Source organism: Leptolyngbya sp. AN10 (genome assembly GCF_050565645.1).
Taxonomy (GTDB): domain Bacteria; phylum Cyanobacteriota; class Cyanobacteriia; order Leptolyngbyales; family Leptolyngbyaceae; genus Leptolyngbya.
Window position 1 is genome coordinate 36,867 of record NZ_JBNXVP010000048.1, and the last position, 13,388, is coordinate 50,254.

Annotated in this window: 17 protein-coding genes and 1 pseudogene; all 18 read right to left on the reverse strand. The window is 47.6% G+C overall.

The genetic code is table 11. The features are described from left to right. Positions 1–22: 22 nt before the first annotated feature. Positions 23–652, reverse strand: a complete 630-nt coding sequence (locus ACQ4M5_RS35960; protein ID WP_430680597.1) for an NADPH-dependent F420 reductase — start codon at positions 650–652, stop codon at positions 23–25. 13 nt (positions 653–665) lie between these two features. Further along, a complete protein-coding gene (locus ACQ4M5_RS35965) occupies positions 666–1,325 on the reverse strand; it encodes an SDR family NAD(P)-dependent oxidoreductase (protein ID WP_430680598.1) in 660 nt (219 codons plus the stop codon). A 66-nt stretch (positions 1,326–1,391) separates the two neighbouring features. Further along, entirely contained in the window at positions 1,392–1,841 is a 450-nt protein-coding gene (locus ACQ4M5_RS35970) for an ester cyclase (RefSeq protein ID WP_430680599.1), read from the reverse strand. 185 nt (positions 1,842–2,026) lie between these two features. Then, a complete protein-coding gene (locus tag ACQ4M5_RS35975) occupies positions 2,027–2,764 on the reverse strand; it encodes an SDR family oxidoreductase (protein ID WP_430680600.1) in 738 nt (245 codons plus the stop codon). Between the two features lie 42 nt (positions 2,765–2,806). Continuing rightward, on the reverse strand, positions 2,807–3,622 hold the full coding sequence (locus ACQ4M5_RS35980; protein WP_430680601.1) for an MBL fold metallo-hydrolase: 816 nt from the start codon (positions 3,620–3,622) through the stop codon (positions 2,807–2,809). Positions 3,623–3,651: 29 nt separating this feature from the next. Continuing rightward, complete coding sequence (locus ACQ4M5_RS35985) at positions 3,652–4,455, reverse strand: alpha/beta fold hydrolase (protein ID WP_430680602.1); 804 nt, start codon at positions 4,453–4,455, stop codon at positions 3,652–3,654. 39 nt (positions 4,456–4,494) lie between these two features. After that, positions 4,495–5,142, reverse strand: coding sequence for a cysteine hydrolase family protein (locus ACQ4M5_RS35990; protein ID WP_430680603.1), 648 nt, complete (start codon positions 5,140–5,142; stop codon positions 4,495–4,497). 2 nt (positions 5,143–5,144) lie between these two features. Then, on the reverse strand, positions 5,145–6,029 hold the full coding sequence (locus ACQ4M5_RS35995; protein WP_430680604.1) for an SDR family oxidoreductase: 885 nt from the start codon (positions 6,027–6,029) through the stop codon (positions 5,145–5,147). A gap of 10 nt (positions 6,030–6,039) precedes the next feature. Continuing rightward, positions 6,040–6,579, reverse strand: a complete 540-nt coding sequence (locus ACQ4M5_RS36000; RefSeq protein WP_430680605.1) for an antibiotic biosynthesis monooxygenase — start codon at positions 6,577–6,579, stop codon at positions 6,040–6,042. A 219-nt stretch (positions 6,580–6,798) separates the two neighbouring features. Then, positions 6,799–8,310 carry an aldehyde dehydrogenase family protein gene (locus tag ACQ4M5_RS36005; protein WP_430680606.1) on the reverse strand — a complete coding sequence of 504 codons (1,512 nt, stop codon included), beginning with the start codon at positions 8,308–8,310 and terminating at the stop codon, positions 6,799–6,801. Positions 8,311–8,429: 119 nt separating this feature from the next. Beyond that, a complete protein-coding gene (locus ACQ4M5_RS36010) occupies positions 8,430–9,356 on the reverse strand; it encodes a helix-turn-helix domain-containing protein (RefSeq protein ID WP_430680607.1) in 927 nt (308 codons plus the stop codon). A 42-nt stretch (positions 9,357–9,398) separates the two neighbouring features. Then, on the reverse strand, positions 9,399–9,953 hold the full coding sequence (locus tag ACQ4M5_RS36015; protein ID WP_430680608.1) for a DsbA family protein: 555 nt from the start codon (positions 9,951–9,953) through the stop codon (positions 9,399–9,401). Between the two features lie 110 nt (positions 9,954–10,063). Then, complete coding sequence (locus ACQ4M5_RS36020; RefSeq protein ID WP_430680609.1) at positions 10,064–10,699, reverse strand: response regulator; 636 nt, start codon at positions 10,697–10,699, stop codon at positions 10,064–10,066. Between the two features lie 155 nt (positions 10,700–10,854). Then, positions 10,855–11,172 (reverse strand): type II toxin-antitoxin system VapC family toxin, encoded by a 318-nt coding sequence (locus ACQ4M5_RS36025; protein ID WP_430680610.1) that lies wholly within the window; start codon positions 11,170–11,172, stop codon positions 10,855–10,857. Between the two features lie 107 nt (positions 11,173–11,279). After that, positions 11,280–11,591, reverse strand: coding sequence for a type II toxin-antitoxin system HicB family antitoxin (locus ACQ4M5_RS36030; RefSeq protein ID WP_430680611.1), 312 nt, complete (start codon positions 11,589–11,591; stop codon positions 11,280–11,282). Between the two features lie 17 nt (positions 11,592–11,608). Beyond that, on the reverse strand, positions 11,609–11,866 hold the full coding sequence (locus tag ACQ4M5_RS36035; protein WP_430680613.1) for an ATP-binding protein: 258 nt from the start codon (positions 11,864–11,866) through the stop codon (positions 11,609–11,611). A gap of 195 nt (positions 11,867–12,061) precedes the next feature. Then, positions 12,062–13,191, reverse strand: a protein-coding gene (locus ACQ4M5_RS36040; RefSeq protein WP_430680612.1) for an IS3 family transposase whose coding sequence is annotated in 2 segments (ribosomal slippage) — positions 12,062–12,936 and positions 12,936–13,191 — 1,131 coding nt in all. Because the reading frame shifts where the segments join, the coding sequence is not laid out codon by codon here. A 71-nt stretch (positions 13,192–13,262) separates the two neighbouring features. Continuing rightward, a pseudogene (locus ACQ4M5_RS36045) lies at positions 13,263–13,388 on the reverse strand (ATP-binding protein); the annotation flags it as partial.

The following is a 13,388-nucleotide window of genomic DNA, read 5'->3' on the forward strand; positions in this document are numbered from 1 at the left end:
CTCTCTTGATCATCCTAATCCGTTAACGACTTAACAACTTAAACGCAACCTGTCCCTTCTGTTGTACGTAAGCGAGTTGAATTAGCACCATCATTGCGGGTTCAATGTAACGGGCAGTGCTGAGAGAACCCACATCGATCGCTTCGACTGCTGTTTCTCTGAGTAAACCTGCAACGATCACTTTCGCCTCCGCATCATCACCACAGTAAAACACGGTTGCTTCCTGCCCATTGAAATGCGTACTCCCTGACTGTAAGACTTCCGCAAACAAGGGTAAACCTTCAACCACTCGTGTTTGGGGCGCCAATTTCGCGATTTCTTCGGCGGCTGAAGTAGTCGTGCCGATCGCCATTCCGCTCATATCGGGTTTGATCGCATTGACACAGCTAAAGAGAATTTTGCCAGAGAGCGATCCTGCGGCTTGTAATGCTTCGGGAACTGCTCCCCAAGGAACAGCTAAAAGTACCACATCTGCAAATGCAACCGCTTCCGCAGGCGTTCCAGTCTGAGCCGTATTGCTCACAGATTGGGCTAGGTCTTTCAGCTTCTGCTCACTGCGAGAAAAGCTGAACATCAATTCATGCCCGTTCTTTGCCCAGAATTTACCTAACCCACTCGCCATGTTGCCGCCGCCAATGATACCAATTTTCATGATGTTAGTTCTCCTATTGATAGACGATCTCTGTTTGCCAAGCGTCTATCGGTTGTTTGTGTAGAGCAATGTAAGATTGAGCGATCGTATCCGGATCAAAGTGTGTTCCAGGTTCAACCATGCCACAAATCGTCACAGTCCCGACATGAATCCTATGACTGCCTAGTTCCTGCGCTAAGCTAAACGCTAGACTGCGAATGCCTGCTTTACCAATGGCTAAAGACGAAACATCCGCAAAGGGATTCAATGCTAATCCTCCTCCAGTAAAAAGAATCGTGCCTTTCTGGTTAGCTTGCATCGCGGGTAGAACTTGTTGAACGGCGGTGAGTGCCCCTGCAACATTGACGCGAAAATCTGAAACAAGAATTTCAGCATCGAGTGAAGTTGGTTTTCCAGGTGTGGCTGCAAAGGCGTTATAAACCAAAACCTCCGGATCTCCAAGTTCAGCCTGAATTTGATTGAATGCTTGCCTCAGAGAAGTTTCATCGCTGGCATCTGCTACGAACGAATGAGCAGGATAGCCTGCTGTTTTTAGCTCTTGAGCATTGTCTTCTAACTTAGTAAGATTTCTAGCGATTAAGGCAAGCGAGTAGCCTTCTTTGGCAAAAGCTTTCGCAACGCCTGTACTCACTCCGGTTCCAAATCCAACGATCACACAAATTTTCTGGTTCATATTATTGATGCTCTACTTGACAAATTTTGATCTAACAATGCTTCCGCCTTCAATGTCAGTTTTTGTTTACTTGAGAATCAACGGGGACAGGACTGGAGCCATCAACATCTCAAACTCTAGATTTGTCGCGCTGACGACATTCTCAACAATCCTGCCATCTTGTATTCGCATAACATGAGTTTCAATGAAAGTAATAATTCGTTGTGTAGCAGCAATGCCAAAGTAGTCTTTCGCGTGTTTCTGTCTTGAACGAAAGCGAACAACTGCGCGATCGCGGGTGGCAAAGCTATCTTCAATCACAAGATCGTCAACAGGCGGAAAAGCCTCAAAAAAGGCAGCAAAGATTTGCTTATACTGCTCGCGCCCATTGATTGGACCATCTGGCTTTAATCCTGTAGTTGCCTGCACGTTTTCCGCTAACACTTTTTCTGCCACATCCATATCTCCCTTACCCAGAAATTGTTCAACAAACATGTGAGCAACGATTAGGTTTTGATTTTCTAGTTCAGAGGTCATTGTTCTTTCTGATTAACTTACTTGATTGAAAGAGTTGAGCATTAGTTGGAGAACAGCAATAATTTCAACGAAAAGCAAGCATCGCTAATTAGTACTGAGGTATAGCCCACATCTGCGCCATCGCGACTTTGTTACTAAATCTTTCAGACTTTCAAGAGATGTAGAGAGCGAAATGCCTTGAGCTTCTACCAAGGTAAAGGTTTACCATCCCTGAAAAATCCCCCTGTTGGACCACTGTCCGGCAGTAATGCCGCCCACATCACACTTGCTGCTCCTTCCTCAGATGGACGTGCCCCAATCGCTTCGGCTCCAGGATAAGTTGCCGTATAACCAGGACAAACTGCATTAACCAAAACGCCAGTGTCTTTGAGAGCAGTTGCAAATTTGACAGTGAAAGCATTGAGTGCTGCTTTAGAAACGCAATAGGATGGCAAAACTCCACCCTTGTTCGCCATACCATCCGGCGATGAGAAAGAAGCCGCTTCACTCGAAACGTTCACAATGCGTCCATGTTCACTTTGACGAATTAATGGTAGAAATGCTTCACAAGTCCGCCAAGCTCCGAAGAAATTGGTTTCCAGCGTTTCGTGCACGGTATTGAGATCAACCCCGATCGTTGGTTGCTGAAAGTCGAAGTTTATCGCAGCATTGTTGACCAAAACATCGAGTTTGCTGAACTCTGCCTCGATTTCGGTTGCAAGCTGATGGACACTGCGATCGCTTGAGACATCCAAGCATTTAGGTAAAACATTCAGCCCTTGTTCAGTTAACTGCTTGGCATTAGACTCTGCTTTTTCAGCATCTCGTGCTGTTAAAATCACCATCAGACCCTGTTTTGCAAGTTGGCGACAGACCTCAAATCCAATGCCTTGAGGACGACCAACACCCGTTACTAATGCTATACGTTGCGATGTTTGGCTCATAAGCTACTCCTTAAATAAATGGCTCGTATTCTGATTGCTAACTTAACTTCCAAGTTCTTTAGCAACACCGTCCACATTCATCTCAATCAAGAAATCGAGCGGATAAGTGGGATAGGTCTCAAGCATGATCTTGCGAATTTCTGCCTTTTGTGTTTCGCCAACCCTATCCTCTTGACGATATTGATCAACTAAATCCCGAAATGAAGTAATGTAATCGACTTGTTCATCTAGACCTTGAAGTGTCGAATGCTCACCGTGACCGTTAAATACTTGGATAGCCTCGCTGTATCGTTCTTTCACCAACTCAAGTTGTTTGAGCCACTGCTGCGATCGTCCTTCAGCCAGCCAAGGATGAACTCGGTAGTACACCAAATCAGAGGCAATCAGTTGACGGTGTTCTGGCAGGTAAATCACTGTGATGTCTGAAGCTTCTCCAGCACCCAAATCGTCCAGCAACAGCGCTACGCCGTCGAATATCAGCGGTTTTCCAGGAGTGACGATATGGGTGGGTAATAAGGTTGATTTGGGGTACTCCTCCTGGTAAGTGGGTGTCCAAAATTCGCGTTTAGGCGTTTCTGTTGCTTTCACTCCCTCATAAGTCGCCTCTGTGGAATAGATCGGTATAGTCTCTAGCCCTTCTAAGAGAATCGCTGTTCCGTTGTAGTGATCGGGGTGCGGATGCGTGATGATCACGCCAAGTATAGGTTTTCCTAGAGCGGTGATTTTCTGCTTTAGAGTTTTAGCTGGAGTCACTAGAAATTGTGTATCTATTACCACGACACCATTAGGCGTTTCAATCAAGAATGAGTTGACCAAAAATGCTTCTGGGGGAGAGGCGTAAGCATGAATGTGAATCATAATGAATTTCCCTTCCAATCAAATTTGAATTAGCCAATAAACTTCATAAGTTCCTGATTGAGTTTGTCCTTTTCATCGAAGAACAGACCATGCCCACTGTTCTCAAACTCAATCAAAGTCGAGTTCTGAATGCCCTCGTGGTTGACTTTTGCTGTGATTTCAAAGGGGGCAACTTGATCATTCCTGCTATGACAAATAAGGGTTGAAACCGTCACGGTCTTGAGATCAGCCCTCAAATCAGCGTCGCGTAATGCTTCAAGGCACTGGATCGTTGCAATCGGTGATGCTTGCATCCCCATGTTGACAATCGAGTTGAGAAATGCGGGACTGACTGCACTGTGGAAAGTAACTTTCGCGAAGGTTTCGTTCATTGCAGCGCGATCGCGATAACAGGCTGCAATGAGATCATCATAGGGAGTTTTATCTAAACCCTGCGTAAAGTCTGGCTTCTTTGTCAGACAGGGGGTTGCTGCACTTAGAAGCACAAATTTAGCAACCTTGGCTTGCTTGTGTTTGCCCATGTAGCGTAATGCGATCGCACCACCCATCGAAAAACCAACTAGAGTAATGTCATTCAGATCTAAGCAATCAATGACTTGTCTCAAATCGTCGGCATAGGTGTCAAAGTTATGCCCCTGCCACGGTTGATCAGACTGCCCAAACCCCCTCATACTAATACCAATACACCGATACCCAGAAGCTGTGAGGTGAGTGAACTGATATTCAAACATCTCATGCCCATAACACCAGCCTGGAATGAAAAGAATTGTTTTACCCTCACCCCAGTCTTGAATGGAGAGATTTACATTGGGTGCAACTTGGATGTAAGTCATTGGTGTGATTGTCCTTTTAGGTTTGCAAGTCTTTTTCCCTCAATGGTGTTGATGCACTCGATCTAAGGTGGTCTTGAAGGTATTGCTATCCGTGATTAAACCTGCGGACTGGAGATTAGAGAGCGATCTCGCCCTATTCTGCTCCGAAAATGAGAAGCAAGCATCGCTAATTAGTACCGAGGTATAGCCCAAATCTGCACCATTGCGAATCGTCGGTTCAATGCCAAATTCAAGAACTGCACCAACTACTGCGATCGCTTCAATCCGCGCATCCCGCAGAGCTAAATCGAGATACGATCCAACAAACGCCGACATTGTGAGCTTGTCAAATGCCACCTCGGAGGGCAATGGAGCGAGATCGGGAACAATGGCATGAGCCGCAGAATCGGGTAAGAAATTCGGCTGAACCTCCGCGACGGTTGAAACTCGCTGTAGTGCCATTGCGCCTTTGAGTTGCGAAACGCCTGCAATTTCTTTCGGTAAGGTGGTGTGACGCGAGAAAAAGACTCGGATTTTGTGCGATCGCGCCGCTTCCACAACTTGTTTCACTTGGGCAATAAACTCCACTGCACCGGGCAACTGTTGCGCGACTCCAACTTGCATGTCATACACTAGCAGCGCCATTTTCTCAGGATGACACACATCTTCAAGCGTCATCGGAATATCGAGTCCAAAAGCAGTCCGCATGATTAAGCTCCTACAGGGGTTTGGAAGTCTTGAGCGTGAGTCTGAACGTAGTCTTTCGCGTATGCTTCAAAGGTGTTGGGCGATCGATGAAGTAGATCAGAAAACGTAGTCGTAATCATTGATCCGGCTCCCGCTTGCCAATGCTCAAACAACTGTGCTTCTGCGTCTAAATACCATTCCGGTTCACCATTTGCCAGTCGCGCCGCCTTCATGTCCGCAGGGGTCACTTGCACGAACTGAAGAGGACGATTCAAGGCACTAGCAAAATATTCGGTCACTTGCTCAAACGTCACAGCTTGCGATCCCGTCAGATCGTAAGATCGATTTTCGTGTCCGGGTTCACTCAAGCAAAGGGCGGCAACGGCAGCAGTATCGTGAGCATCCATATGGGAAATAGGAGTATCACCTGAAATCGAGTGATAGAACGCGCCTTGCTGTGCCATTGTTTGAATAAACCAGCGCATATTTTGCATCAGCATATTCGGGCGCAGATGCGTCCAGGTCATGCCTGATGCTTCGAGGTGTTCTTCGATTTGGCGATGCCATTGTTGCAGCGAACTCGGAATTTCTCCTGCTCGGAGTACCGATAATTTAACGAGGTGACGCACTCCAGCGTGTTTTGCGGCATCAATAAAATTACATTCAAGTTCGACTTGATGAAGATCATTGGGCATGACTAAAAAAGCAGCATCAATCCCTTGTAATGCTGCCTCTAAGCTCCCTGGCTGACTGAAATCTCCTTGGGCAAGTTCGACTCCTTGAGCTTCGAGTTTTGCTGCTTTTTTCGGGTCGCGCACCAATGCCCGAATCGCAGCTTTTTGTCCTAGCAGATGTCGAATCACTTCTCCGCCAATGTTGCCCGTTGCGCCTGATACTAAAATTGTCATAAGAAATCTCCTACAGGGATTTGGGATAGAGCCAAGCGGCAAATAGCTTGGTCATGCGTGGCATGATCACATAAGTCATCAGCGTTAACATTAATATCATTGAGATCAAAGTTCGCAGCAACACAGGTACAGATTGCAGCAAAGGTTGCAGTACAAGATTGACCACGTTTAGAGTTGGAAAGGCAGCTAAACAAGTGACCACTAGCATTTTGTACCGCAGTGGAGGCACGATCGCTTGTTGCGGCGTGAGTGTAAACCAGGTTTCAAGTCCGGTTAGCACTTGAAACTTTCCATCTCCAACGGTGCAACGTTCGGCTCGATCGAGTAACTTGCGACGAATCGCAGATGCCTCCCACTGTTGCAGACTCGATAAATGATTGAATTTGAAGACAACCCGGTACTCAGAACCAGTGCGAAAGACATTTGCTCCGAGATGTCCATCAAACCCCTCAGCAGCAGTAATTAAATCGGTCAGTGCCTGCTCAAACTCGGACTCACAGCCCGGTTTAACTTGCTTGATCACATCGATCGTGACGGGAGGATCATTCATAGCTCTGGGTGAAGGGAAATCGGGACATGAAACGCACTTGTATTGTTGCACTCTTAGCAAGGAAAAGTGCTAGTCGATCGGCTAGGTAAGCCTTTACAAATGATTGCGTTTTTGTTGCAGTATCTTACAGAGTGCGAATTGTCATGATTCAGAAGCGGAACACAGAGCCAGCGTGTGTTCCAACTTCCACTATGGCGTTTGTTGAATCCTGATTTCTCTCTAGCTCAAATCAATCCAGATCGATTTAGTGTGCGTGTAGTTCTCCATCACCTCTTTGCCACACTCGCGCCCAAATCCAGAAGCCTTGTAGCCGCCAAAGGGAACTGAAACATCATAGACGTTGTAGCAGTTGATCCAGCAAGTTCCAGCCTGCATTGCATTCGCCACTCGGAACGCTTTCTTGATGTCGCGAGTATGCACCGCAGAAGCCAAACCATAGTTCGTTCCATTCGCAATTTGGATGGCTTCTTCTTCAGTATCAAATGGAATGACGGTTAGTACAGGACCAAAAATCTCCTCCTGAGCAATCCGCATCTGATTGTTGGCATTCGTGAAAATTGTGGGCTGGAAGTAGTAACCTTTCCCGTCCGTTCCTTCTGGATAGAATCGCTCGCCGCCATATCTCAGAGTCGCCCCGTCTCGAATGCCATACTCGACGTACTGCATCACTTTCTTCAGTTGTCCTGCATCGGCAAGGGGACCAAATAGAACTTCGGGATCAAGCGGATTTCCCATCTTGATTTGGCTCACGTAGTTCACTAATCCATCAATCACTGCATCGTGAATCGATCGCTCAATTACAAGCCGTGAACCAGCCGTACAAATCTCGCCTTTGTTGTAGAAGATGCCGAAAAAAACATTCGCGATCGCGCTTTCTAGATCCGCATCGGCAAACACAATATTGGCAGACTTTCCACCGAGTTCCATTGTGGTTTTCTTCAGCGTCTCTGCACTGTTGCGAATGATGCCAATGCCGACTTCAGTTGAGCCTGTGAAGCTAATTTTGTTGATCGCAGGATGTTTGACTAACTGATCGCCCACTCGACCACCGGGACCTGTGATCATGTTGTAGACACCTGGAGGCAATCCTGCTTCGTCAAAGATTTCTGCCAGTTTGATCGCAGATAGAGGAGTGGCACTCGCAGGCTTGTGAATCACGGTATTTCCAGCCGCAAGTGCCGCCGCGATCTTTGTTCCAGCGAGTAACAATGGAAAGTTAAAGGGGGTGATTGCAGCAACTACGCCTAATGGTTCTCGAACAATCGTGACGTGCTTCGGAGTGTGATCGGGCGGGGGAGAAACGGGACGAGTTGCACCATCGATTTCAGGAGCCATGCCTGCATAGTAGCGAAACAAATCAGCAATCAATCGAGCATCGATCGTTTTAGCAAAGTGAATCGCTTTACCCATATCGAGCGTTTCGCAGAGTGCCAAATCATCTGCATACTGCTCCATCAATTCGGAAGCGCGAGTGAGGATTTTCTGGCGATCGTGTCCGGTCATTTTTGCCCAAGAACCGTGATCAAAAGCATGACGGGCAGCCATGATCGCATCTTCGACATCTTGTTCGGTTGCTTCGGGAATGTCTGCGATCGCACTCTCTGTAATTGGGCTAATGGTGGGGCGAGTCTTACCATCAGAAGCCGATCTCCATTCGCCATTGATGTACATCTTGGCTTGCTTGATCGGCGATTGGGGCAGAGCAATGGGTGAACTGTAGGTGACGGTCATAGCGGTTCCTCCGTGAAGGGAAATTAGAGGTGATGCGGCTGTAACTAACGATTAGAGTACTAACAATCCTGATCGTTGTCTGGTCGATTCTTTTGAAAATTGTTCAATTCTTTCTAGGTTTAGATTGTTTGTCGATAAGCACTTGGAGTCAGCGAAAAGTGCTGCCGAAATTGCTTAGCAAAGTGGCTTTGGTTCGTAAATCCACACTGAAGCGCAATTTCGACGATCGACAAATTCGTTGTTTTGAGTAGCTCTTTCGCTTTCCACAAACGACGCTGGATAATGAATTGATGCGGTGAAATTCCAGTCGATTGCTTAAATAAACTGGCAAAGTAACAAGGACTAAATCCCAAATAGTTTGCTAAGTCATTCAATCCAATCTCCTGATCGAGATGTTCTTGAATATAGTCGATCGCTTGATTTAAGATCGCTTTTGGCAGTCGATGCGAGTCAAGCGATGCCGATTGCCGACGGGTGTAATGCTTTAATAGATGCGCGGATAACGTGGTCGTGAGCGAGTCGATATACAGCCGATCCGTTCGGCTTGGCTCGATCGCTTGGGCACTGTGGCAGAGCAATTCCGTTTTCAACGTCATACCAATCTGATAGATCAGTGGGTCAGCAGTAGGAAACTGAGGACATAGCTCAACGCGATCGGGATCGATCCATTCGTAGGCAGCTTTTGTCAGTGAAAAGGGATCGAGCGCTAGCACCATAAACTCTGCGGGCTGATTCCAACACAGTTGATGGGGTGTATTGGCGGGAACCACGATCACTTCTCCACCGCTTGGATGTTCGACCTGGCGTTTTCCATCCAAGACCCGCTCGACCTGAATCGAGTCTGGCATTTTTGTATGCAGTGCGATCTTATGTTCGTTAAAGCAGTACTCCGGAATTTCATAGGCTGGATAAGCATAGTATTCGACTAAGATTCCTTGCCAACCTGCATGACTGCTAGACAAAATCGGAATGTCGGGCAGAATCGGAACTAAGGTCTGCGATCGGTTTTCAGTGACGCTTTGCGAAGGAGATGAATCAGCAGTCATAACAACCTCTTTGACGATCGATCCTGATTCTTTAAAGCCATTTCAAATCAGTTGAGACTGTTTTAGCACAGCCTTAATTTCAGCACTTAAGGCATCGAAATTCCAGTCGCCGCGATACCGATGTCCATTGATGAAGACCGCAGGGACTTGATCGACTCCAAGCTGAAGCCCACTTTCGAGGTCAGAACTCACCCGCTCGACATGCACATCCTGCCGCATCTCCCGTAAAAACTGTGGGATATTCAACTGGATCGCGATCGCATATTCCACCAGTTCCCCATCGCCGAGTGCATCCTGATGCGTCAATAACAAATTGTGCATTTGCCAGAACTTGCCCTGAGCGCTTGCCGCTTCCGCCGCTTCCGCTGCATGAAGGCTTTGTTCTGTCGGGTCTGGTGTCGGAAAATGGCGAAAGACGACTCGAAGCTGAGACTCGAAATCGAGGAGTAGATCAGACAAAATCAGGTGAAGCGTTGCACAGAGCGGACAGGTATAACAGCCATAGTGAATCAGGGTGACTGCGGCTCCTGCATCGCCTTGAACATGGTCGCAAGGACGTAGGACAAAGAGAGAAGGAGAATGAGGGGGTGTACTCACTGGCAGCCTCCTGAATCAGGGATGAGTACCCTTACAGTACTGCTCGATCGAGATTAATGGAGCTAGATGAATGACCAGTTTTTCACCTAGCAGAATGACCAGTTAAACCCTCAGAGCCGAATGATGCCCCGTTTCAGTGCGGTCATCACAGCGAGGGTACGATCGTTGACTCCCAGTTTATCCATGATGTTCGACACATGAAACCGCGCTGTACTTTCGGCAATCCCGATCGCGGCTGCAATCTCTTTGTTCGTTTTTCCTTCTGCCATCAGTAGCAAGACTTCGCGTTCTCGCTCACTCATCCCCGGAAAGTCCATTCGAGCCGCAAGCTTCTCGCTTACATGGTTCGGATAATAGCGCTGTCCTTCACAGACGGCATGAATCACTTCGATAATTTCTTCGCAGGGCGTATCTTTGAGCAAGTATGCCTTAGCTCCTGCCCGAAAGCCACGAAAGATGTCTTCGTCGCCATCGTAAATGGTTAGCATGATAAAGCACGCTTCGGGAAACTCCTGACAAATCGTTTGAATCGCTTCGACTCCGCCCATTTCAGGCATTCTCAGATCGACGATCGCGACATCGGGCTGGTGTTGTCGAAACTCCTCAATTACTTCTTTACCATTGCTCACCTGCGCGACGACGGTTAAATCAGGTTGTGTGTTGAGAATCGCAGCCAAGCCATCGCGCACGACCGGATGATCGTCAGCAATCAGAACGCGGATCGGTCGGGTCAGGCTAATCAGCATAGTGCTTTTCAGGGTCGCGACCCCGCACGAGATTTGCACTATTCTCCTCGAAAAGGCTCTCTGACACAAGCCTAATGTCCTGCGATCGCAATTCCTCCCAATCCATACACGGCTAAAATCTCAGCAATGCTAGACCCTACGGCTTTGATACGGCGCTAACTTGACCAATCCTGAATTCTCAAGCCGGGAACTTTTTCAAAGTCGCGCAGATTCCGAGTTAAAAGGACACCATCCTGTGCTAGGACAATGGAAGCAATGCGTAAATCTTGAGTGCCGACGCGGATACCTGCGCTTCTATACTCACGAAACCGTTGATCCGCAGTGAAACTGTACTCCAGAACGGGTAGATCGGTAAACAGATGGTAAGTTTGTTGCAATCGTCTGTAAGCCATGACCAGCGCTTCTGTGGTACTCGCTTTCCGAATTTGAGCCAGTCTTCCCGCATACTGTTCCTCGACACTGATCACCGTCACGGTTCAGCGATCGTCCGAATTCTGTTGAGTTTTGAGAATATGGGCACTGACTTGAGGATGACCCCGTTCGTAGAGACTGAGATGATCTGTATCCAAAACGTAGCAGGTCATGCTTCAGCCTCTTGAGCGTCCACCTGTTGACGGTAGGCTGCCATTTCTGCCAGGAAATCATCAAATGTCGGATCATCCGCAAAAATCCCCTGATGCTTAATCCAAGGATCATCGTCTTGCCGAGGTTGCTGAGCTTCAACCTCGATCGTGACAAATTCGCCCGTTGCTAGTTGGGATTCCAGCATTGCTTTCACGTTCGCGATCGCTTGTTCTTTGGTTTGCCCTTCCGCTTTGACACCGGGGACATTTACGATCGATGCGACAAAACGCTGTTCGGTTGGATGCTGAATAAACACCTGATACTGCATACAAATCCTCCCAGTTTCTAACCCAATGGTAAGCTTAACTCGATTTGAGTTCCTTGGTTTAGTCGGCTCTGAATGTGTAGCTGTGCCCCAATCAGGTCGGCACGTTGTCGCATTCCTTTGATGCCGAATCCACTCGTGAGTCTATCCATCTCGAACCCACAGCCGTTATCGGTGATCGTAATTTGAAGCTGCTTTAGAGTGTAATCGAGATGGATTGCGATCGCACTTGCCCCTGCATGACGCAGCGCATTATTCAGCGATTCTTGGGTTGAAATGAACCCTTAAAACTAGACCAGTGACTCCGAATTTTTAGCAGCATTTACTCATTCATCAGTATACTGCTTCTTTCATTTGTCTTCGTGTTCGTCTTACTGTTTCTCTTCTTACTCACACTCACACTCAATTGTTCTTTTGGCAGTATTTGTCTTCTCATTAGTATACTGCTTGTTCCGTTCACTTTCGCATTTATTTTACTGCTCCTTCTTCCATTCATCTTCAAACTCAATCGGCGTTAAGTACCCAATTGACGAATGTATCCACTTCTTCATGTACACATCTTCCAAAAACGTCTTGATCTGTTGATACGCTTCTGCAAAGTTGCGATACTCCGATAAGTCCACTTCCTCCTCCTTAATCGTTCGCATCAGTCGTTCTGCATAGCCATTCTGCGTTGGCTCTCCCACTTCTGCCATGCTGATTTGCACACCCCGCTGTTTCAGCACGTCAACGTATCCAGTCGCAGCATATTGCACCCCTTGGTCTGTATGATGAATTTCCGGCTGGTGATGTTCTAACGCCTGGTGCAATGCAGTCAGAGTTAGACTGTGATCTAATCCTCGTCCTAAGTGCCAGCCGCGAATACAACGAGTGAATACATCCATTAACACTGCCAGGTAAACGAAGCCTTCTCCTAATCGAATGTACGTGATGTCTCCCACCCAAACTTGATTCGGTCGCTCAATCTGCAATCCTGCCACGCGATTTGGATAACGCGCAAACGCATGATTGCTATTTGTGGTTCGACATCGCCGTTTCGGGGCTTTCCCGGCTAATCCCATTTCCTTCATCAGTCGTGCCACTCGTTTGTGGTTGACCACGACTCCCTGGCGTTTTAGTTGCTGGGTGATGCGGCGATACCCATAGCGCGGAAATTCCCCGGCAACGTGGTCAATCTGCTGTTTCAATTCAGTTTCGGATTCTCGGTCTGGCTCAACCGGGTGATAGTATAAGCTGCTGCGATTCACCGACAGCACTTCACACAACTGCCGCATCGAATACTGGGGGTGTAATTCCTCAACAATCTCACGTTTGCGATCGTCACTTAAAGACTCGATACTTTTTTTGCAATCTCTAATTGCATCGTCAATTTCCCCACCATCTGTTCGAGTTCTGCAATTCGGGATTCTGCTTCCGTGACTTGTCCGACTTCGCCAAACACCACAGGTGCTCGTTCGACGAATTCGTTTTGCCAGCGGGTCAACACGCTGCGATGCACTCCATGCACTCGACTCGCTTCGCTTTGTGTCTTTTCGCCACGCAGCAATTCTAAGACAAGTTTGGCTTTGAATTGGGGGGTGTATTTTTTCGCTGAATTTGACATGCACTTGATCCTACTCCTAATTAGACTCGTTGTCGCTTTCGGAGTGGTCTATTTTTCGGGGTTCATTTCACCCACTGACTGAAGGGCTGATTCGCCGTAATCAGCAGACTGCGCCGCTCATAGCGGTGCGCGATGAGTTCAAACAGTACCGAGGTTTCTGCCTCTGACTTTTTGACATAGCCTAAATCATCCACGAT

Bases quoted from the DNA above. Each gene is read 5' to 3' on its own strand.
- ACQ4M5_RS36020 (WP_430680609.1), bottom strand. From the start codon at position 10,699: ATGCTGATTAGCCTGACCCGACCGATCCGCGTTCTGATTGCTGACGAT.
- ACQ4M5_RS35970 (WP_430680599.1), bottom strand. From the start codon at position 1,841: ATGACCTCTGAACTAGAAAATCAAAACCTAATCGTTGCTCACATGTTT.
- ACQ4M5_RS35990 (WP_430680603.1), bottom strand. From the start codon at position 5,142: ATGCGGACTGCTTTTGGACTCGATATTCCGATGACGCTTGAAGATGTG.
- ACQ4M5_RS36005 (WP_430680606.1), bottom strand. From the start codon at position 8,310: ATGACCGTCACCTACAGTTCACCCATTGCTCTGCCCCAATCGCCGATC.
- ACQ4M5_RS36000 (WP_430680605.1), bottom strand. From the start codon at position 6,579: ATGAATGATCCTCCCGTCACGATCGATGTGATCAAGCAAGTTAAACCG.
- ACQ4M5_RS35975 (WP_430680600.1), bottom strand. From the start codon at position 2,764: ATGAGCCAAACATCGCAACGTATAGCATTAGTAACGGGTGTTGGTCGT.
- ACQ4M5_RS35965 (WP_430680598.1), bottom strand. From the start codon at position 1,325: ATGAACCAGAAAATTTGTGTGATCGTTGGATTTGGAACCGGAGTGAGT.
- ACQ4M5_RS35995 (WP_430680604.1), bottom strand. From the start codon at position 6,029: ATGACAATTTTAGTATCAGGCGCAACGGGCAACATTGGCGGAGAAGTG.
- ACQ4M5_RS36030 (WP_430680611.1), bottom strand. From the start codon at position 11,591: ATGCAGTATCAGGTGTTTATTCAGCATCCAACCGAACAGCGTTTTGTC.
- ACQ4M5_RS36010 (WP_430680607.1), bottom strand. From the start codon at position 9,356: ATGACTGCTGATTCATCTCCTTCGCAAAGCGTCACTGAAAACCGATCG.
- ACQ4M5_RS35985 (WP_430680602.1), bottom strand. From the start codon at position 4,455: ATGACTTACATCCAAGTTGCACCCAATGTAAATCTCTCCATTCAAGAC.
- ACQ4M5_RS35980 (WP_430680601.1), bottom strand. From the start codon at position 3,622: ATGATTCACATTCATGCTTACGCCTCTCCCCCAGAAGCATTTTTGGTC.
- ACQ4M5_RS35960 (WP_430680597.1), bottom strand. From the start codon at position 652: ATGAAAATTGGTATCATTGGCGGCGGCAACATGGCGAGTGGGTTAGGT.